19 protein-coding genes are annotated in these 18,867 nt (G+C 59.9%); 10 read left to right on the top strand and 9 right to left on the bottom strand.

The annotated features are described in order from the left end of the window. The first annotated feature begins 5 nt into the window (after nucleotides 1–5). Genes moaA through glp form a run of 6 tightly spaced genes read left to right on the top strand, consistent with a single transcriptional unit; the run spans nucleotide 6 to nucleotide 3,937 of the window. Nucleotides 6–1,028 carry a GTP 3',8-cyclase MoaA gene (gene moaA, locus RMQ97_RS02500; protein ID WP_413659252.1) on the top strand — a complete coding sequence of 341 codons (1,023 nt, stop codon included), beginning with the start codon at nucleotides 6–8 and terminating at the stop codon, nucleotides 1,026–1,028. A 9-nt stretch (nucleotides 1,029–1,037) separates the two neighbouring features. Beyond that, nucleotides 1,038–1,283 (top strand): MoaD/ThiS family protein, encoded by a 246-nt coding sequence (locus tag RMQ97_RS02495; RefSeq protein WP_413659251.1) that lies wholly within the window; start codon nucleotides 1,038–1,040, stop codon nucleotides 1,281–1,283. 1 nt (nucleotide 1,284) lies between these two features. Continuing rightward, nucleotides 1,285–1,749: a molybdenum cofactor biosynthesis protein MoaE gene (locus tag RMQ97_RS02490; protein ID WP_413659250.1), complete on the top strand. Its 465-nt coding sequence runs from the start codon at nucleotides 1,285–1,287 to the stop codon at nucleotides 1,747–1,749. Next, nucleotides 1,746–2,270: a molybdenum cofactor biosynthesis protein B gene (gene moaB / locus RMQ97_RS02485; protein WP_413659249.1), complete on the top strand. Its 525-nt coding sequence runs from the start codon at nucleotides 1,746–1,748 to the stop codon at nucleotides 2,268–2,270. The genes RMQ97_RS02490 and moaB overlap by 4 nt, the downstream gene beginning before the upstream one ends. Before the next feature lie 3 nt (nucleotides 2,271–2,273). Beyond that, complete coding sequence (gene moaC, locus RMQ97_RS02480) at nucleotides 2,274–2,759, top strand: cyclic pyranopterin monophosphate synthase MoaC (RefSeq protein ID WP_413659248.1); 486 nt, start codon at nucleotides 2,274–2,276, stop codon at nucleotides 2,757–2,759. Further along, complete coding sequence (glp, locus tag RMQ97_RS02475) at nucleotides 2,756–3,937, top strand: gephyrin-like molybdotransferase Glp (protein WP_413659247.1); 1,182 nt, start codon at nucleotides 2,756–2,758, stop codon at nucleotides 3,935–3,937. Before moaC ends, glp begins: the two co-directional genes overlap by 4 nt. Nucleotides 3,938–3,951: 14 nt before the next feature. On the opposite strand, the gene RMQ97_RS02470 is transcribed toward glp, so the two are convergent. The 8 genes from RMQ97_RS02470 to RMQ97_RS02435 all read right to left on the bottom strand — a co-directional run bounded on the left by RMQ97_RS02470 (nucleotide 3,952) and on the right by RMQ97_RS02435 (nucleotide 13,300). Beyond that, nucleotides 3,952–4,293, bottom strand: a complete 342-nt coding sequence (locus RMQ97_RS02470) for a MerC domain-containing protein (RefSeq protein WP_413659246.1) — start codon at nucleotides 4,291–4,293, stop codon at nucleotides 3,952–3,954. A gap of 140 nt (nucleotides 4,294–4,433) precedes the next feature. Beyond that, entirely contained in the window at nucleotides 4,434–5,879 is a 1,446-nt protein-coding gene (locus RMQ97_RS02465) for a sodium/proline symporter (protein ID WP_413659245.1), read from the bottom strand. Between the two features lie 2 nt (nucleotides 5,880–5,881). Further along, nucleotides 5,882–6,946, bottom strand: a complete 1,065-nt coding sequence (locus RMQ97_RS02460) for a LacI family DNA-binding transcriptional regulator (RefSeq protein WP_413659244.1) — start codon at nucleotides 6,944–6,946, stop codon at nucleotides 5,882–5,884. 129 nt (nucleotides 6,947–7,075) lie between these two features. Beyond that, on the bottom strand, nucleotides 7,076–7,276 hold the full coding sequence (locus RMQ97_RS02455) for a hypothetical protein (protein ID WP_413659243.1): 201 nt from the start codon (nucleotides 7,274–7,276) through the stop codon (nucleotides 7,076–7,078). A gap of 55 nt (nucleotides 7,277–7,331) precedes the next feature. After that, nucleotides 7,332–8,705 (bottom strand): alginate export family protein, encoded by a 1,374-nt coding sequence (locus RMQ97_RS02450; RefSeq protein WP_413659242.1) that lies wholly within the window; start codon nucleotides 8,703–8,705, stop codon nucleotides 7,332–7,334. Nucleotides 8,706–9,056: 351 nt separating this feature from the next. Beyond that, nucleotides 9,057–10,031, bottom strand: coding sequence for a glucokinase (gene glk / locus RMQ97_RS02445; protein WP_413659241.1), 975 nt, complete (start codon nucleotides 10,029–10,031; stop codon nucleotides 9,057–9,059). Between the two features lie 159 nt (nucleotides 10,032–10,190). Continuing rightward, nucleotides 10,191–11,210 carry an alpha/beta hydrolase gene (locus tag RMQ97_RS02440; protein ID WP_413659240.1) on the bottom strand — a complete coding sequence of 340 codons (1,020 nt, stop codon included), beginning with the start codon at nucleotides 11,208–11,210 and terminating at the stop codon, nucleotides 10,191–10,193. Next, nucleotides 11,210–13,300 (bottom strand): glycoside hydrolase family 97 protein, encoded by a 2,091-nt coding sequence (locus RMQ97_RS02435; protein ID WP_413659239.1) that lies wholly within the window; start codon nucleotides 13,298–13,300, stop codon nucleotides 11,210–11,212. The genes RMQ97_RS02440 and RMQ97_RS02435 overlap by 1 nt, the downstream gene beginning before the upstream one ends. A 151-nt stretch (nucleotides 13,301–13,451) precedes the next feature. Between RMQ97_RS02435 and RMQ97_RS02430 the strand changes: the two genes are divergently transcribed. The 4 genes from RMQ97_RS02430 to RMQ97_RS02415 all read left to right on the top strand — a co-directional run bounded on the left by RMQ97_RS02430 (nucleotide 13,452) and on the right by RMQ97_RS02415 (nucleotide 17,158). After that, the gene (locus tag RMQ97_RS02430) at nucleotides 13,452–15,344 is read left to right on the top strand and encodes an alpha-amylase family glycosyl hydrolase (RefSeq protein WP_413659238.1); all 1,893 of its coding nucleotides are present in this window, start codon (nucleotides 13,452–13,454) and stop codon (nucleotides 15,342–15,344) included. A 137-nt stretch (nucleotides 15,345–15,481) separates the two neighbouring features. Continuing rightward, nucleotides 15,482–15,856, top strand: coding sequence for a carboxymuconolactone decarboxylase family protein (locus RMQ97_RS02425; RefSeq protein ID WP_413659573.1), 375 nt, complete (start codon nucleotides 15,482–15,484; stop codon nucleotides 15,854–15,856). 13 nt (nucleotides 15,857–15,869) lie between these two features. After that, complete coding sequence (gene sigJ / locus RMQ97_RS02420; protein ID WP_413659237.1) at nucleotides 15,870–16,742, top strand: RNA polymerase sigma factor SigJ; 873 nt, start codon at nucleotides 15,870–15,872, stop codon at nucleotides 16,740–16,742. 8 nt (nucleotides 16,743–16,750) lie between these two features. After that, a complete protein-coding gene (locus RMQ97_RS02415) occupies nucleotides 16,751–17,158 on the top strand; it encodes a RidA family protein (RefSeq protein WP_413659236.1) in 408 nt (135 codons plus the stop codon). A 75-nt stretch (nucleotides 17,159–17,233) separates the two neighbouring features. On the opposite strand, the gene RMQ97_RS02410 is transcribed toward RMQ97_RS02415, so the two are convergent. Further along, nucleotides 17,234–18,751 (bottom strand): MFS transporter, encoded by a 1,518-nt coding sequence (locus tag RMQ97_RS02410; protein WP_413659235.1) that lies wholly within the window; start codon nucleotides 18,749–18,751, stop codon nucleotides 17,234–17,236. Between the last annotated feature and the right edge of the window lie 116 nt (nucleotides 18,752–18,867).

Here is an 18,867-nt window from a genome sequence, read left to right as displayed (position 1 = left end):
TCTGCATGAGCGCGCATGATGACACCTCCGGCCAGACGCCGTTGATCGATGGTTTTGGCCGAACGATTTCCTATCTGCGCCTGTCTGTGACGGATCGATGCGATCTTCGCTGCACGTATTGCATGTCCGCTCGCCCGACCTTCCTGCCCAAGAGCGAAGTCCTCACCCTGGAAGAGCTGGAAACGCTTTGCGCAATTTTCATCGAGCGTGGTGTGACCAAGATCCGTATCACGGGCGGTGAACCCTTGGTCCGCCGGGATGTGGTCAAGCTGATCGAACATATCGGTCAATGGCGTCATGTGACCCCCCTCAGGGAACTCACCCTGACGACCAATGCAACCCAGTTGGATCGTTATGCGGATCAGCTGGCGGCGTCGGGCGTGGAGCGTATCAATGTCTCCCTAGACACCCTCGATGCAGATCACTTTCGTCGCCTGACCCGGATCGGCGAGATCGACACAGTGATGCGCGGCCTGGATGCCGCCGACAAAGCGGGGCTCAAGGTCAAGATCAACACGGTGGCACTGGCCAATGGCAATGCCCGTGAGATCCCCGACCTCGTCGCCTGGGCCCATGGTCGGGGCTATGATCTCAGCCTGATCGAAATCATGCCGATGGGCGAGGTCGACGAGGCGCGTCCGGATCAGTTCCTCTCCCTGCAATCTGTTCGTCAAACCCTGGAAGAACGCTGGACACTCACCGATGTCTCCGATTCCACCGGCGGGCCGGCGCGCTATGTCCGGGTCGAAGAGACCGGGGGCCGGCTGGGCTTCATCTCGCCGCTGACCCAGAATTTCTGTGAAGGCTGCAATCGGGTTCGACTGACCTGTACCGGTCAGCTCTATCTGTGTCTGGGCCAACTCGACCGCGTGGACTTACGTGCGGCCTTGCGGGACGGCGGACGTCTGGCCGTTGAGCGCGCTCTGGATGAGGCCATGCAGATCAAACCCCGGGCGCATGACTTTGCCATCGGCACAGATCGCGTCGCCGGCCATGTCCCGCGCGACATGGCCCACACAGGAGGCTAGTCTTCCCGCATGACGATCTACGTTGAATTTGTCGCCGCTTTGCGCGACCGAATGGGCTCGGATCCGTATGCCTATGACGGTGCGGCTCGCCGCATTGCCGACATCATGACGGATATCGGTCAACGCGAGGGCGCGCTCGATGAGCTGACCGCTCCCTCCCTGCGTTTCATCCATAACGACACCATCGTGGATGCCCAGACCGAAATCCCGGACAATGCGCGGTTTGCCGCGTGTCCGCCCTTTACCGGTGGATGACATGATCCCATTCATCGATGTGGAAGTGACAACCTCTCCGCTTGACCTCACTCGCCTGCATGATCGCCTGCAGGAAGATGATGCAAGCAGCGGTGCCATTTCCAGCTTTGTCGGTCGTGTTCGGGGCGGTGAAGGGCTGACCGCCCTCGAGCTTGAAGCCTATGAACCGGTAACCCGCCTCTCGCTCGAGCAGATCGCCCGCACAGCGCAGGAACGCTGGCCGCTGGAGCTCGCCATGATCCATCACCGGTCCGGCCTCATGCCTCTGGGTGAGCCGATTGTATTTGTGGGTGCGCGCTCTGCGCACCGGGTCGCGGTACTGGAATCGGTCGCCTATATGATCGATGTTCTCAAGACAGAAGCGCCCTTCTGGAAACGTGAGCATTTCGACAACACCACACGCTGGGTCGAAGCCCGGACGAGCGATGAGAATCGCGCCCGCCACTGGCAGGAGACGATAGAATGAGCGAGACTCCCAACATACCCGAGACATTAGGCTTTGCTGTCATGACCGTGTCGGACACGCGGACAGAAGAGACCGACCAGACCGGGCCGTGGCTACGTGAAGCGATCACAGCAGATGGTCACGCCATTGTGGATCACGCCATCACACCGGACGATATCGACGCCATTCAGGCCCAGATGCGCGCCTGGATCGATGATCCGCGCATCCACGCCATCATCTCGACGGGCGGGACCGGCATTACAGGACGGGATGTGACGCCAGAGGCCGTACGTCCGCTGTTTGACAAGGAAATCGACGGGTTTGCCGTCGTCTTCCACCAGATCAGCTTCCAGTCGGTCGGGGTGTCGACCCTGCAATCGCGTGCCTGTGGGGGCATTGCTGGTGGAACCTATATCTTCGCCGTTCCGGGTTCGAAGGGGGGCTGCAAGGATGCCTGGAACCAGGTCCTGCGACATGAATTCGACCGCACCCACAAACCCTGTAATCTGGTCGAACTCATTCCCCGCCTCACGGAGCGCTAGCACATGTCCAAGGGACTGACCCATCAGGACGAAACCGGTCGTGTACGCATGGTGGATGTCGGCGACAAACCCGTCACCACTCGCACCGCCCGGGCAGAAGCGCGGGTCCGCATGTCGTCCGAAGCCTACACGGCCATCGCCCAGGGTCAGGGGCCCAAGGGCAATGCCCTTCAGACCGCCGAACTGGCCGGGATCATGGGCGCCAAACGGACCTCGGATCTCATCCCCCTGTGCCATCCACTGCCCGTCACCAAGGTGAAGCTGGCCATCGACCCCGAACCGGATACGCTGAGCTTTCACATCTCGTCAGAGGTCCGTACAGACGGCAAGACAGGGGTGGAGATGGAAGCCCTGACAGCCTGCTCTGTGGCAGCGCTGACGCTGTATGACATGGCCAAGGCACTCGACAAGGCCATCGAGATTGAGACTGTGCGCCTGGTCGCCAAGTCCGGTGGTCAATCGGGCGATTACCAGCGAGCCCCCGCATGATCGCACTGCAGGAGGCGCTGGCCCGGATCAGCGCACACACATCTGCGCTCGAACCCGTGTCAGTGGGCTTGTCGCAAAGCCTTGGACGCCGTCTGGCGGAACCGCTGCAGGCCCGACTGACACAACCGCCCTTTGATGCTTCGGCCATGGACGGTTATGCGGTCCGGTCCTCGGATCTGACCGGTCTTCCACTTCGATTGGTGGATGAATCGCGCGCCGGGCACGCGTCTTCTCATGTCCTGGAAGCAGGACAAACCATTCGGGTATCGACAGGGGCTGTTCTGCCGGTCGGAGCCGATCAGGTCGTGATCCAGGAGAACGCTCAGCGCGACGCAAACACGGTACAGTTCGATGCGACGGCGCACCCCGGTCAACACATTCGTCGCGCGGGTCTTGATTTTCAATCAGGTCAGACCGTGCTGGAGGCCGGTTCGCGCCTTGAAGCCCGCCACATCTCACTCGCCGCGGCCGCCGGGTATGCCCGCTTGCCGGTCTTCCCCGCGCCGCGCGTTGTGCTTGTCACCACCGGCGATGAACTGGTCGCACCCGGCACACAGCCTGCCGACGGCCAGATCATCGACAGTCTGACACCGGGCCTGGGACTTCGCCTGGCGCAATGGGGCGGTGAGCTCGTGTCGACCCACCATGCCCGGGACAATCGGGACACCGTGAGCCGCCTACTGCGCGACGCGGCGCAATCCGCCGATCTGATTGTCACGGTCGGTGGTGCCTCCGTGGGGGATCACGACCATCTGCGTCCGGCCTTCGCCCGGCTCGGCGGAGATCTGGTGTTTGAAAAAATCCGCGTTCGACCGGGCAAACCCACCTGGTTTGGTCGACTGGGCAAAACCCGTGTGCTGGGACTGCCGGGCAATCCGGTGTCCGCCTGGGTCATGGCCGAAATCACACTCCGGCACACTCTGGCGGTGTTACAGGGCGGCTCCGATTTGCCCCTCTATGCAACGGCCGAGCTGGGCGCGGATCTGGAGGCCAATGGCAATCGTGCACATTTCATGCGCGCCCGGCGTGACGCAGCCGGGCGTATTCACCCGGTCGACACACAGGATTCCTCGGCCCTCACGCGATTGATCGGCGCAGACGGGTTGATTGTCCGAGAGGTTGACGCGCCGGCGGCCTCGGCCGGCTCATCGATTGAGTGGCTGGACTTCACCCGGTAACAGCCGCGTCCAGATCAGGCCTTGCGGGGCCGCATCATCATCCAGTTGAAAAAATGGGCCGCACCCAGCACAAGCGCACCGCCAATCGTGATCACGCGCTCACCCAGTTCCGTTGGCCAGAACACACCCGCGAACAGTGCGACAATACCGATTGCCGCAAGCGTAACGAACACACCGCGATGGCGGGCATTCGGGGTCCGGCGATACACCCAGGCGGCGACCAAAATTGCGCTGACCGCGAGAAGCACATGCAAGGCCACATGCTGCGTCCACGCCAGACCATGAACGGTTGTCATGACCAGCGGCAGGCCGAGGCAATGAACCAGACAGACCAGGGACAGTCCCATGCCGGTCATGTCAGCCGCCAGTGACGGGGTCGAATTTGCAGAATTGTCAGCCAATGCCTTGCCTCGGTCGCGTTACACAATAACGTAGCGATATATAGTCACGCAGGACCGGCGAGCAAGCGGGATTCTGTGTTGGCCCAATAGAAGAGTCAGGCGCGAGACTGACCGAGATACAGGATCAGCAGGGCCGGTCCCCAGGGGAATACCCGCTCGAATGGATCGCCCGGCAAAGCGGCGAGATCGTGGAGCACACTTTCACCTCCCGATTGCCCAAGCGCATAGAAAACAACCGTCAGCGCAAACCCGGTCAACATGGCGGCCAGAAGTGCTGGCGCCGATGGTTCACGCCCGATCACACGCATGATGACAATCGGTCCGAACGCCGCCCCCAGGGCCGACCAGGCAAACAGAACCTGATTGAAGATGGTGGAGTCGAGCGTCAGGCTCATGACAATGGCCAGGACGGCAATCACAAACATCACAATACGCGACACCAGCACTTCGTGTCCGGCAAAGCGTGAATTGATGCCCATATCGTGAGACACGGCCGCCGCAGCCGACAAAAGAATGGAATCCACGGTCGACATCACGGCGGACAAGACCGCGGCGATCACAATACCTGCCAGTGCAGCAGGAAGAAGATCAGCCGCAAGGCGATAGAAAATCGTCTCGCCATTCGCCAACTCGCCCACAAGCACGCGACCCGACAGTGCGAGAACCGCCATGCCCAGATAGATCACCACCGCCCAAACCATCGCGATCGCAAAGCCCTGACGTCGGGACTTATCATCACGCACAGCCATCAGACGGGACATCAGGTGAGGCTGGCCAAACGGCCCCAGGCCGACACCACTCACCCCCACGACAAACCCTAGGAAGGCGAACAGACCCATCCCGCCCAACGGATCCGCGAAACCCTCGACAGGGAGGGTTGAAAGGCCTGCGGCCAGGCCCGCCGGACCGCCAACCGCCAGCAAGGCGGCAACGGGCAGGAGAATGGCAATCAACGCCATGACCAGGCCCTGCAGCGTGTCTGTTACGCTGACGGCCCAGAATCCGCCCAGAAGGCCATAGACAAGAACCACTCCCGCACCGATCAGAACCGATTCCGTGCGCCCCAGTCCGAATTCCGACTGGAAAGCGATGCCGGCCGCACCAAACTGGGCCGCGATATAGAACACAAAACAGAACAGGATCAGCAGGGCTGAGACCAGACGCAGCACAAGACGCCCGGTACCGGCCGTGCGGGCGGTCATGAAATCGGTCAGGGTGACGTGGCCTTCTTGTGCCGTCTCCTCACGCAGCCGTCGACCCAGCCCGAGCCACATCACCGCATAGCCCATCCAGATACCCGGGATCATCCAGAGTGCAGACAGGCCGGTTGTGAAGACAAAGCCGGAAAAGCCCAGCAGAACCCAGGCCGAAGATGTGGATGCTGCATAGGACAAGCCGGCGACCAACGGGCCCAGACCTTGCCCGGCGAGGAAAAAATCACTCTCTGACCGGTTCAGTCGGCTGGCCCAGACCCCAACGCCCACCAAAACCAGCTTGTAGACGACCAGGCTGGTCAGGATGAGTGCGGTTTGTCCTGTCATGATCAGTCCCGGGCGGGCGGAACGAGAGATTCCCGCTCAATCAGTTCACACGGCAAAATCCTGTGTTGCGGCGGAACACGATCGGCCTCCGTCCTTTTTGAGGACAGCGACTGGATCAACACCTCCACGGCACTCTCGGCCATGTCGGCAATCGGCTGACGCATGGTGGTCAGCGCGGGCCAGACGGCGCGAGCAAGCGGCGTGTCATCAAACCCGACCACGCTCAATTCGTCTGGCACATTCATGCGAAAGCGGTGGGCCGCCGCCAGGGCCCCAGCGGCCATGTCGTCATTGGAGGCAAAGATGGCCGTCGGACGCGCATCCAGATTGAGCAGGCTTTCGGCGCCCTCCAGGCCGGAACGATAGGAGAAATAACCCTGGACCATGAGTTCGGAATCAAGCTCCAGCTTCGCCTCCTCATGGGCCGCCATGAAACCGCGCAAGCGCGCTTCGCTGGCCCCGTGATCCGGATGGCCCTTGATAAAGCCAATTCGCCTATGCCCTTCTGCAATCATAGCCGCTGTCATCTGCTGGGCGGCCTGCTCATCATTGATTGTGATGGAATGAGCTGACGTACTCTCAAGCGTCGGAGCAATCCGCACATAGGGAATGCCGCGCGCTTCGATGGCATTGATCACGCCTGTAAAATCACTGACTGGCGGCAGGATGATGATGCCATCATAATTGGCTTCGGCGAGATTGTTTTCGATTGCATCAGCCCAGTCGTCCTCAGTGGCACCGCAATTCTCGAGAACGAGGTGATAACGCTGCTCACGGCACGCCCGAACAGCGCTGGTCAGGAATTCGGAGATGTATCCCGCAGACGGGTTGTCATAGAAAAGACCGAGCTGGAATGACCGGGCCTTGGCGAGACTGCGCGCCGAGAAATTCGGCTTATAGTCCAGCGCCTTCACCGCGGCCATAACACGTTCGCGCGTCTCGTCACGCACACTGCCAACCTTGTTGAGGACTCGCGAGACTGTCATCGACGACACACCAGCTTCCCGCGCCACATCCTTGATGGTTGCACCACTTTGCCAGCTTACTCGTCTGCGTGATCGCGCCATGCGCCCCCCCGATCAGTCATTCGACATCTGTCGCAACAATGTCATGGCTTGCCCGGGGTTTCATCATTTCGATGCAGGAAACACCCGAAAACCTGTAAATTCCGCCTGATCATGCCCCAATAGAAACCCTCAACCACAGGGCCTGGCTTGCCGTACGCATGAGCAATCGATTGAGGTGTCGATATTGGATTCCACAGCCTCGAAACGACCCACAACGTCGTAACGAGCTTCGGGTTCGGTCGACCCGTCACTTAGCTCCGCAATAAAGATGTGTGTCGATTCCCGCTCGTTGAGCATGCTCTTCATGCCATGGGCCTCATTGAAGACCATGTCACTCCCGCCGCCGCAGGAGCCGCTAACGGTGATGACGTCGCGGGCCCCTCAATCAGAAGCGGTAAGTCGCCATCAGATAGCCATAGAGCGTATTGCCGGTGGTCGAGGCGCCCGGAGCATCCTCGGCGAACTCCCCCTTGACGAAGCTAGACGTGCCCCACTCCCAGTCGATCCCGGTCGATGACTGGCTGTAGTAGAAGCGCGCATCGAGGTGATGCCCCAGGAAATCCCCGGATTGACCCGCGGCATCGATCAAACCGGCATCACGCCAGAGATCGCTTTCGCTATCCAGCCAGGCGGCTTTGTGCAGGAACATGAAGCGGAAATCCCCCTCACGACCTGAGACACGCCACCCCAGCGCCTGAACATTCTGACGGCGCAGCGGCCCGGCGATCCCTGTCTGGCCAAAATCACGACGCCTGAGGCCGTAAAGCGGGTCGAAACGACCCCACTCACCATCAGCCGCATCATCATCGCCCGTAGCCCATTCCGCTTCCAGGCTCACACGCGGCGACCAGGCTGACTGGAAGGAATAACCGACTTCCGCGTGGAGCATGGATGCCGAGACGTCCAGCATCGGGGTGGTGTCATCCCGCCCGGCCCGGCGCTCTCCGAACTGGTAGGCATATTCAAAATCAAAATCCCAGACACCTGCAGAAGGCGCCCGGAAGTATCGAACACCGGGCGTATACAGTTCGCGATCTGCGGTCGGGCGCTCATCCGTGTCCTGTTCGGTCAGCCCGAACAAATAGAGATCAAGACTGGCGTTCCAGCGATCAGGCTCATAATTGAAAAACGTACCCCAGAATTGCTGATCCCAGTTTTCCTCGTCGAAATCCTGCTGATTGTCGCGCAGGGAGGCCCGGTCGTTCGGAAAACGGTCGATCGGTACGACGTAGAATGTGCGAAGCGACCAGTCATCCGCGCCTTCAACCTGCCATTCCGCCCCGGTGAACGCATTGATCGTATTGCGATAGCCGTTACGCCCCGCCAGGCGCCGGCTGCCATAGGTCTGGGTCATACGACCCAGTTTGAGATAACCGCCACGCCCCTCGCCCATCAGCTCGTCCAGATTGAACGCGGCATTGGCTTCCAGAATGTCGAACGTGTTGACGTTATTCACGGAGAGCGGCGACCCCTCATCCTCGAAATAGACGCGGGAATCGACAAATTCTAATGTGACATCAACCGGTTCGCTATCTAGGGACAGCGTCAGAAGCGTGCGCCCCGACACCGCCTGGTCCGAGCCTTCGCGTCCGCCCCGGAAACGCCCGTCGGTTGTCTCATAGCGCCACCGCGTATAGCCGGACACATCCAGCGTAAACATGCCCGATGTATCAGCCGGATCGGACGCAAAAGCGGTCGGCGACACCAGGCCTGCGAGTGTGAATGAGACGACAAGAGTGGAGGATAATCGCGCGGACATGTCAGACCCCGATGACATTGCTGCAAACTTTGGCGCGTTGTGATGGCGAATCGTCGATCCGGCAACGCACGAATCCGCGAGTTGGCGCTTTGTTGGAAAAGTGTAACAGGAAACACACGCCTCAGCCCGACCCACGGCAACCTCTGTCGGTGGGGAGGCGCTGTGGGCCAAGCCGAAGTCCAAGCGGAAACATGTTCGCGCTTGCAGGCTAGCAAACATGTCCGTGTACGGCAGAGCAATAATCGAGTTTTGTGACAGAACACCAGTCCCGCATTCAGCTGCGCGCCTCACCACTGCCAGGTGACAGACATTCAGGCAGAACAGCTGAACACACAGGCAGAGTCCAAAGAGTTAGAGCCCGCCTGCTTCCGCGAGCGCAGCCGCACCGAGCAGTGCGGCACTGTCCGACAGGATGAGATGGACCGGGATGGAGCTGGTGAATTTTGTCATCGGTCCCCGGCGACAAAACCGTGCTTCGAACGGGCTGTCTTCAAGGATCGGCCGGATCATGGGCAAAATACCCCCGCCGAGATACACCCCGCCCCGCGCACCGGCCATCACGGCCACATCACCGGCGTAGGATCCCAGGACTGCGCAAAAAATGTCCACAACCCGCCGACTGAGACTGGCCGGGTCATTCATGGCTTCTGTCGTAATATCCTCGGGGCGATGCCCCGGCCAGCGAACACCCTCGATTTGGCACAACGCGCGGTGAATGTTAACCAGGCCGCGGCCGGACAACAGGCGTTCCCAGGAGACATAACCATACTCATCCGCAATGAACCGACCGACCTCGATTTCCTCATTGGTGCGCGGTGCAAATCCGGCATGCCCGCCCTCGGTCGCCACGACGGTGATCCCCCCCGGACGCGGCACCAGAAGACCCAATCCCAGACCCGTCCCCGGCCCCAGCACTGCCACGGGTGAATCAGCATGGGTCTCACCGTCCAGCAAAGTCGCCAGTTCAATCCGGGGTGCGAGCGGAGCTCCTCGAGCCTGGGCTGCAAAATCATTGACCGGCACCAATCCCGTCATGCCCAGTTCCTGGGCGAGGTCTTCCGGATCGAATTTCCAGGTGGAATTGGTCAGTTTCACACGCCCCGGCGCGATCGGACCAGCGACGGCAAAACAGGCGCTTTCAGGACGATCACCGGTACAGCTCTCCAGAAAGGCTTGCGCTGCATCACGCAATTCCTCGAAATCCTGGTTCTTCAGTCGCTTCACCTGATCAAGCTCGAAACCGTGCTCAGCCGATCCGCGTGCAATGGCAAACCGTGCATTTGTGCCGCCGATATCGGCAACCAGATAGCTGGCTGGCGCACCCATGATTCACTCCCCCTCATCGCGATCGCCTGAGCGATCACGAAACCTGGACCGGTTTGCCTCATCTTTGCGGGAGGCTCAACCGGAAAATAGGTTAGCGCTCACACAGCATGTTTTTCAAGCCTTTTGGCTCTTAACACCGGAATAATCAGAGGACAGTATCTAGTCCAACTCAGTTGAATTGGGCAGGAGGAAACGCAGCGGTTCCTTCACACGGGCACGCCATGCGACCTCGTTGTGCGGCGCATCTGGATAGACTTTGACCGTAAAATCAGCCCCTTCCACAAAACCAAGCGCGGCAAAATCTGGCTCAAGAGCGCGCTGGTAAGGCGGATAGAGGCCATCCAGATCCGCGGTCCCATGATCCATCCAAAGGCGATGACGAGACGCATCCAGCCCGGCATCCGACAGATAGTCTTGCCAGACCGGAAGAACCGTCTGGAACCATAGCTCTGCGGCCTGCCCATCCTCCCAGTCATGAAGCACAGCCAGCGGCCAGTGCGTGGACACCGCCGCGGCACCACCAAACACGTCCGGATACTCCGCAAGGCCATAGAGTGATATCAGGCCCCCCATCGAGGATCCCATCAAAAAGGTCGACGCCGCGCCCGGTCGGGTCCGATAGGTCGTATCAATGTGCGGCTTGAGCTCCTCGACGATAAATCGGAGATAGGCATCGCTGAGCGCCGCTCCGCCCCAATATCCCGCAACACCCGCTTGCTCCGCCTCTGGCAGCGCCTCGAACAGCGCCTGGGGGCCATATTCGCGAGCTCGCAGCGGTGTATTCCAGATTCCAACGATAATGGCGGGCTCGATCTCACCCTCTGCCACGAGCTCTGTCATGGCTTCGTCAACACCCCATTCCTCGCCGGCATAGGAGAAGCCGGGACGGAAGAGGTTTTGCCCATCGTGGAAATAGATCACCGGGTAAGCGCGTGTCCCGTCCTCATATCCCGGCGGCAGCCAAATGGTCAGATTGCGCGATGCGACATGCACGCTCTCAAACGCCTCGACATCGATGAGTTGAGGTGGAGAGGGCACCCGCGTGACAACTTCATTCCGGCTGACATTCAAACTGGTTCCCGCGCTGTCGTCGCTGGAGACGCCCGGGTCCGCGGCGGGTGAACAGGCCACCACACTCACAATCAGAAAACCCCACAGAGCCCAGAATGATTGCTGCATTATTCACCCTCCGAAACGGGTACCAGACGGACAGCAAACCCGCCACCCGGCGCCATATGGACCGAGAGACGGTCTTGCGCATTGACCTGGCGTGACTCGATTTCGATGTCGTAGGGGCGCGTCTCCCAATCGGCGTCCGCACCATCGCGATAGATCTGCGCCAGATAGGTCTCACCCGACTCAAGGAAGTCCAGATTCACCTCAACCTCACGCGCATCCTCATCCGTCACCCCTCCGACAAACCATTCACGACTGTCGCGCGCGGCCCGCGCAAACACGACAAAATCGCCGACCTCTCCGGCAAGCGCTTCGGAGTGGGCCCAGTCCGTCGGCACATCGCGGATGAACTGGAAGGCATCGGGACGGGCCTCGTAATTTTCCGGCAGATCTGCGGCCATCTGGATCGGGCTGTAGAGAACCACATACAGGGCAAGCTGTTTGGCCAAAGTGGTTTCCACCCGCGACGGTGCATCAAACCCGTGAAAGGTCAGATCGAAAATGCCGGGCGTGAAATCCATCGGGCCGGACAGCATGCGTGTATAGGCCAGAAGCGGAACATGTTCGGGCGGATTGGGCGGCACGCCCCAGGCATTGAATTCCTGCCCCCGCGCTCCTTCCCGTGAAATCCAGTTGGGATAGGTCCGACGCAGGCCCGTATCCTTTACTGGTTCATGAGCATTGATCGAGATCTGACGTTCAGCGGCGGCCTCCAGAACGCGAATGTGATGGTTCACCGTGTACTGGCCGTAATGCCATTCACGGCGCTCTTCCCCATTCTCATCCAGCCGAATCAGATCCTGACCATCCGCCACATAGCCGGTTTTCACCTGCGTCACGCCATGCTCTTGATAGAGATCAAAAGCGTCTTCCATCTGGTTCTCGTAATTGGTCAGATGGCCCGACGTTTCATGATGTCCGATGATGCGGACACCGCGCTCGAGCGCATAGTCTGACAGGGCCTCGAGATCGAAATCCGGATAGGATTCGGTAAAGCTGAAGATCGCCCCGTTGGAGAACCAGTCACCGTCCCAGCCATAATTCCAGCCCTCGACAAGAACACCGTCAAAACCGTTCTCGGCGGCGAAGTCGATGTATTCGCGGACATTCTCGTTGGTGGCACCGTGGATCGGCCCCGATCCCCAGCTCATCGTACGAATATGCATCCCCCACCAGATGCCGACATATTTCCCCGGCTCGACCCAGGAGACATCACCCAGAACATTGGGCTCATTGAGGTTGAGAATAAGATCTGAATTGATCAGTCCCACGGCATCATCGGCAATCTGGATTGTCCGCCAGGGGGTCACGAATTCGCCGGTGACGTGGACTTTGACACCATCGGATCCCGGGGCCAGCTCGGCCTCGAAGGCGCCGCCGCGGCGCTGATCGAGATACATGCCCGAATAGTCGACCAGGGCCGCCTCGTGGATCGCCACATGCGGGCCTCCATCCGGCAGGCGGGCGGTGAACGGGGTATGCGCCCGGTCAACCTCGCCCAGCGGGGTTGTCTCATAGAGATATTCATACCGGTTCCATCCGGCCGCGGGAATCCACCAGGCCTCACTCTCTTCAGGCAGGGCAAACCCGGTCACCTCGTCGACGAGGGCCCGCGCCTCTCCGGCGTCTCCCAGGACCTCGTAACGAAAACCGACACCGCCATCAAATGCGCGCACGCGGAGGTCAAAACCGTCGTTTTCCGCGTCCGTGCGGCGGAAAGACACCACGAGTTCATTGTGGCGATCCCGCACAAATTGGCGCTCACCCCAGGGCTGTTCCCAGGTCTCGTCCCGTGCACCCCGCTCGACAGAGGTGACCTGGAGACGTGTGTCGAGATTGACGGCTTCGGCAAAACGCAGGCCCAGCGCTGAAGGAGACACAACACGGTCGTCATCCTGCAGGATCTCATAGCGCGGCGCGCCTTGGTCCGACCAGACCCTGAAACTCAGGCGACCGTCCGGAGAGGTCACGACAATCGCGTTCTCGGTCCCGACACCGGCATCCCCGGACAGCTGGGCCACCCCGGCCGAGGCGGCGGACGCGGTAAGAGCCAACGCCAGAAGTCCGACGATGGGCTGGGCTGCGTATCGCATGATCACTCCCCTGATCGATGTTGTTTTTCGCATCATGCCCAGCCTTGCAAATTTTTGCAATATTCTAGATTTGAAACCGGCACTGTTTTCAGCTTTAATACGCAAAACGGTCGATATAAATGGCCACTCATCACAGGGGAGGACGCGGATCATGACACCGCAAATCAAGACAAATTCTTGGAAAGCCATGCTCTTTGCCAGCGCCAGCCTGCTGGCCGCCTGCGGCGCCTCCAGCAGTACGGCGCAAGAGGTGGAGACCACCGCATCCATCAGCCCGTCCACGATCAATGATCGCCTGCCCCAGGACGAGATCATTTATTTCGTCATGCCGGACCGGTTTGAAAACGCTGACACCCGCAATGATCGCGGCGGTATTGAAGGCGGCCCGCTGGAACATGGCTTCGACCCCACCAATACCGGCTTTTATCATGGCGGCGACCTGGCCGGCCTGACCGCTCGCCTCGATTACATTCAGGGCCTGGGCGCCACGGCCATCTGGCTGACGCCGATTTTCCAGAACCAGGCGGTTCAAGGGTCCGGCGATGATGTCTCAGCCGGTTATCATGGCTACTGGATCACAGACTTCCTGCGTCCGGATGCGCATCTGGGCAGCCGGGACGAGTTTCGCGCCTTTGTAGAGGCCGCCCATGCCCGTGGCATGAAAGTCTATATGGACATCATCACCAATCACACGGCTGATGTCTTTGCGCTGCGTGAATGCCATGACGCCAGCTCGGACCTTTATATCGACCCACAAGGCCCCTGCCCCTATCGCTCTCGCGCCGACTATCCGTACACCACCCGCGGTGATGTCAACGGTGAGGCCATCAATCCGGGTTTTCTGGGTGACGATCCCCAGCACCAAACAGCTGAAAACTTTTCCCGCCTGGCCGATCCCAACTGGGCCTATACGCCCTACCTGCCCGACGGCGCGCCAAACCGAAATCCGGAATGGCTCAACGATATGACGCTCTATCACAATCGGGGCGAGAGCTTCTGGTTTGGCGAGAGCGAGCTGTATGGCGATTTTGCCGGTCTGGATGATCTCAATACCGAGCACCCCACGGTGGTCGCCGGCATGATCGATATCTACAAATCCTGGATCACGGATTTCCGGATCGACGGCTATCGCATCGATACAGCCAAACATGTCCAGCCAGAATTCTGGGCTGAATTCACCCCGGCCATCATGGACCATGCCCGCTCTCAAGGCATCGAGCATTTCCACGTTTTTGGCGAGGTCTATGAATTTGATGCCGGCCAGTTGGCCCGCTACACCACCCAGGCGCGCTTGCCGGCCTATCTGGATTTTGCCTTCCAGGGCACAGCCCGCGGCTTTATGACCGGCAACGCAACCGGAGCGGACTTCCAGTCGCTGTTCCGCCTCGACCATGTTCTGGCCGAAGGCACAGCAACGGCCGCCATCCTGCCCACCTTCCTCGGCAATCACGATATGGGCCGTATCGGCTCCTTCATTCGCGAAGCCTATCCGGACGCCACGGATGACGAGATGGTGGCCCGCCTGCGTCTGGCGCACGCCTTGATGATGTTCTCGCGCGGCGTTCCGACGATTTATTATGGCGACGAACAGGGTTTTGTCAGCGATGGCAATGACCGGCAGGCCCGGGAAAACATGTTCCCCAGCGTCATTCCCGAATACAATGACAACGAGCTGATCGGCACGGATGCGACAACAGCCGACAATAATTTCGACACGGAGCACCCGCTTTATCGGGCCATTGCTGAAATGTCCGGTATCCGCCAGACCCACGACCTGTTGCGCCATGGCGACCAGATCGTTCGACATGCCGACCACGAGGATGCCCTTCTGGTACTCTCGCGCCTCGACTCTGAAACCGGTGAGGAAATCCTCATCGCATTCAACGCGGAGAACGAAGCCCGCAACCTCAACGTCATCACCGATGGACGCAATACGCGCTGGTCCTCCCTTGCTGGCCAATGCGCCTCTGCGTCAAACGCACCAGGCAGCTACTCCCTGACCATTCCGGCACTTGATTATGTGATCTGCCGCGCTGACCGCTAGGCGACGTCACAAACCGGGCGTGTCAATCGTCAATTCCGGTAGAGGCCCCCGCTTCGGGGGCCCAAACCGGAGTTTTGAGAATGAGTGACACCTCTGCCCCCCGTTATGCCGACACCATCGGCCCTGTGCTTGGCGCCATGAGCCATGTCAACACGGCCATCGGAGACCTCGGCTTTGACCGAACACTGTACCACCTGGTTCAGCTGCGCGCCTCCCAGATCAATGGCTGTGGCTATTGCGTCAAACTTCACACCCGTGAGGCGCGTGAAGATAGCGAGACCTCGGACCGCCTCGATCGCTTGATCGTCTGGCGTCATGTGGATGATTTCACCCCCGCCGAACGCGCCGCCCTGGCCTGGACCGAAGCGCTAACCGTGATCGAGCAGACCACGGATTTCGGCTCTCTGCGCGCCGAACTGCGTGTGCATTTCTCCGAGACGGATATTGGACTTCTGACAGCCACGATCGCACAGATTAATCTGTGGAATCGAATCCAGGCCTCGGCCCACTGATATGAGTCCCGTCATGCCGTATATTGAACTCGAGACCCACCGCCCCCGCCTGATGGGCCTGGCCTATCGCATACTGGGCACATTGAGTGAGGCCGAGGACGCCGTTCAGGATACGTTTGTGCGCTGGTCCCAGGCGGATACTGAGTCCATCACGGACCCGGCCGCCTGGCTGACCACAGTGTGCACCCGGCGTTGCCTGGATCTGCGCCGAAATGCCCAGCGACAACGCACAGACTATGTCGGGGCCTGGCTGCCGGAGCCCCTGCACACACCCGTGGCAGATGATCCGGAGGATCGCCTGGATCTCGCCCGCACACTCACCACATCCTTCCTCATGGTTATGGAACGGCTCACCGCCAAGGAGCGCGCCGCCTTCCTGCTGCATGATGTGTTTGATGAGAGCTATGACACGATCGCTCACACCCTTGATACCTCGCCCGCAGCCTGCCGGAAGCTGGTCTCCCGTGCCCGCGCGCAGGTTCAGACCGATTCCACTCGCGCCCTCCCTCCCATCGAGAAACAGACCGAACTGCTTGAAGCCTTCCAGTCCGCCGTCCAGTCCGGAGATATCGGCACTCTGAGCACCTTGCTGTCACGCGATGTTCGCCTTGTGGCCGATGGCGGCGGCAAAGTCCCTGCGGTGCTCGACCCCGTTGTCGGAGACCAGGATGTCAGCCGGTTCGCGACCCTGCGCCTGCGCCATTTCTGGGAAGATCAGGCCTGGTCCTTCGCCCGCATCAATGGTGCGCTAGGCATTTTGATCGGAGAGGGGCCGACCTATCACGCCGCGATTTCGTTTGACTACGCCGCCAATGGCCAGGTGCGCACAATCTTCATCGTGCGCAATCCGGACAAGCTCGAACTCGGCTCAACGGCCATCCAATAGGACACACAATGACCATTGAACGCCTCAATCCCGCCGGTCTCTATGATCCATCGCCGAATGGGTACAGCCATATCGCCCAGGTGCATGGTGCGTCCCGTCTGGTCTTCATCGCCGGTCAGGGCGGGGAGGATCGCTCCGGCATCCTGCCCCCGCGGACCGAGGACCAGATCCAGAATGCCTTCAACAATCTGTCCATCGCCCTTCAATCTGTCGGCGCCGAACCCCACCAGGTCGTGCGACTGACAACCTATCTTGTGGGCTATAACGGACAGCTGCATCAGCCCCTCACCCGCATCATCAAACGCATGTTCGGCCCGTATCTGCCGACCCAGACCCTTGTCCCCGTACCGCGCCTCGCGCTGGAGGGCATGCTGTTCGAAGTCGACGCCATAGCCGTCCTTCCGAACGCATCCTGAACCAGAGAGAAAAGGCCGGTCTCAATGAGATCGGCCTTTCCTTTCACAGCTCGGTGATAAACGTGGGTGTCAGACCTAGGCCGCCGGCTTGATCTGCCCCTTGCCCGGCACGAAGGCGAGACACAAAGCAGAGACCACCAGACTGCCCGCCGCAATGAAGAAAGTCAGAATCGCCTGCTCGCCGAGAAAACCCGTCAGAACAGGCCCCATCACCCCGGCGACAACCATTTGCGGCAGCACGATGAAGAAGTTGAAGATGCCCATATAGATACCCATTTTCTTCGCGGGCAGCGCATCAGAGAGAATAGCGTAAGGCATGGTGAGAATTGAGCCCCATGCCATACCAACCCCGATCATCGGCACGAGCAGCAAGACCGGATCGGAGATGAAGTATAGGCTCGCAAATCCGCACGCCCCGGCAAGCAGGCTGATCGCGTGGGCCATGCGACGGTTGAGCACTTTGACGACAAGCGGCAGGGCCAGCGCCCAGACGGCCGACACTCCGTTATAGGTCGCGAACATCCAGCCGACCCAGTTCGCACCTTCATTGTAGAGCGCTCCGGATGTGTCGACAGCGCCATAGTGATGCGCCGTGACCGCCGGTGTGGTGTAGACCCACATGATAAAGAGCGGACCCCAGGAGAAAAACTGAACCACGGCGAGGCGGCGCATAACCTTGGGCATGGATACCAGATCAGTCATCACATGACTGACCATGTTGTCGACCAACGCATTGGCCTTCAACACCCCATGCGCCAGGAAGGCCACACCGACACCGGCTGCCGTGGCCGTGAGGACATAGAACTGGGCCGCCATGGAGAATTTGTAGATCGCGATGGACGCCAAGATCGCCGCCATAATGAAACTGCCGCCTGTCGCGAAGAAATAGGCGACGGAGCGCTCGGCCACCTGCTCCTCAACCGCGTCATCACGGTAGTGATCCTCCGGCTCCTCAAAACGCTCCAACTCCTCGGGGGAGTATTCCTTGGTGCGCAAAACCGTCCATCCGACCGTCAAGAACAGGGCGATGCCACCAATGTAGAAGGAGTATTTCACCGAATCCGGAACCACACCCTCAGGTGCTTCGGATGCAATTTGGAAGATGTTATCGAGGATCCAGGGCATGGCCGAAGCGATCAATGCCCCTGAACCGATCAGAATGGTCTGTGTCGAAAAACCCTGGGTACGCTGGCGCGAGGGCAGCATGTCACCGACAAAGGCCCGGAACGGCTCCATCGAGACATTGATCGAGGCATCGAGAATCCACAACATCACCACGCCGAACCACAGGGTGGGCGAATGCGGCATGATGAACAGGGCCAGCGTGGAAAGTATCGCACCCGCGAGAAAATAGGGTCGACGACGCCCCATCGGACCCCAGGTTCGGTCCGAGAAATGTCCGATCAGAGGCTGGACCAGAAGCCCGGTGACCGGCCCCGCCAACCAGTAGATCGCCAGGTTGGAGACATCCGACCCCAGGGTCTGAAAGATTCGGCTGATGTTTGCCCCCTGAAGGGCGAAGGCCATCTGAATCCCGAAAAACCCGAAGGAAATCGTCCAGATCTGACCAATACTCAGTGCTGGCTTCTGCATGCCAACCTCCCCGATTTTCATTATTTTTCAGATTCAGGCACGGGCAAATACGTAGCTTCCCCAACCAAACCAGCGCCTGAATTCTCTATCTTTATGTTGTATAGCCTAGGTTTTCG

This window comes from Maricaulis sp. D1M11 (genome assembly GCF_047308265.1).
Lineage (GTDB): Bacteria > Pseudomonadota > Alphaproteobacteria > Caulobacterales > Maricaulaceae > Maricaulis.
This window is presented reverse-complemented; position numbering and strand designations above follow the sequence as displayed.

Coding starts and splice junctions, on each gene's coding strand:
- moaB (WP_413659249.1), top strand. CDS start 1,746: ATGAGCGAGACTCCCAACATACCCGAGACATTAGGCTTTGCTGTCATG.
- RMQ97_RS02460 (WP_413659244.1), bottom strand. CDS start 6,946: ATGGCGCGATCACGCAGACGAGTAAGCTGGCAAAGTGGTGCAACCATC.
- RMQ97_RS02415 (WP_413659236.1), top strand. CDS start 16,751: ATGACCATTGAACGCCTCAATCCCGCCGGTCTCTATGATCCATCGCCG.
- RMQ97_RS02495 (WP_413659251.1), top strand. CDS start 1,038: ATGACGATCTACGTTGAATTTGTCGCCGCTTTGCGCGACCGAATGGGC.
- RMQ97_RS02435 (WP_413659239.1), bottom strand. CDS start 13,300: ATGCGATACGCAGCCCAGCCCATCGTCGGACTTCTGGCGTTGGCTCTT.
- moaA (WP_413659252.1), top strand. CDS start 6: ATGAGCGCGCATGATGACACCTCCGGCCAGACGCCGTTGATCGATGGT.
- glk (WP_413659241.1), bottom strand. CDS start 10,031: ATGGGTGCGCCAGCCAGCTATCTGGTTGCCGATATCGGCGGCACAAAT.
- RMQ97_RS02425 (WP_413659573.1), top strand. CDS start 15,482: ATGAGCCATGTCAACACGGCCATCGGAGACCTCGGCTTTGACCGAACA.
- sigJ (WP_413659237.1), top strand. CDS start 15,870: ATGCCGTATATTGAACTCGAGACCCACCGCCCCCGCCTGATGGGCCTG.
- RMQ97_RS02440 (WP_413659240.1), bottom strand. CDS start 11,210: ATGCAGCAATCATTCTGGGCTCTGTGGGGTTTTCTGATTGTGAGTGTG.
- RMQ97_RS02455 (WP_413659243.1), bottom strand. CDS start 7,276: ATGGTCTTCAATGAGGCCCATGGCATGAAGAGCATGCTCAACGAGCGG.
- RMQ97_RS02430 (WP_413659238.1), top strand. CDS start 13,452: ATGACACCGCAAATCAAGACAAATTCTTGGAAAGCCATGCTCTTTGCC.
- glp (WP_413659247.1), top strand. CDS start 2,756: ATGATCGCACTGCAGGAGGCGCTGGCCCGGATCAGCGCACACACATCT.
- RMQ97_RS02465 (WP_413659245.1), bottom strand. CDS start 5,879: ATGACAGGACAAACCGCACTCATCCTGACCAGCCTGGTCGTCTACAAG.
- RMQ97_RS02410 (WP_413659235.1), bottom strand. CDS start 18,751: ATGCAGAAGCCAGCACTGAGTATTGGTCAGATCTGGACGATTTCCTTC.
- moaC (WP_413659248.1), top strand. CDS start 2,274: ATGTCCAAGGGACTGACCCATCAGGACGAAACCGGTCGTGTACGCATG.
- RMQ97_RS02450 (WP_413659242.1), bottom strand. CDS start 8,705: ATGTCCGCGCGATTATCCTCCACTCTTGTCGTCTCATTCACACTCGCA.
- RMQ97_RS02490 (WP_413659250.1), top strand. CDS start 1,285: ATGATCCCATTCATCGATGTGGAAGTGACAACCTCTCCGCTTGACCTC.
- RMQ97_RS02470 (WP_413659246.1), bottom strand. CDS start 4,293: ATGACCGGCATGGGACTGTCCCTGGTCTGTCTGGTTCATTGCCTCGGC.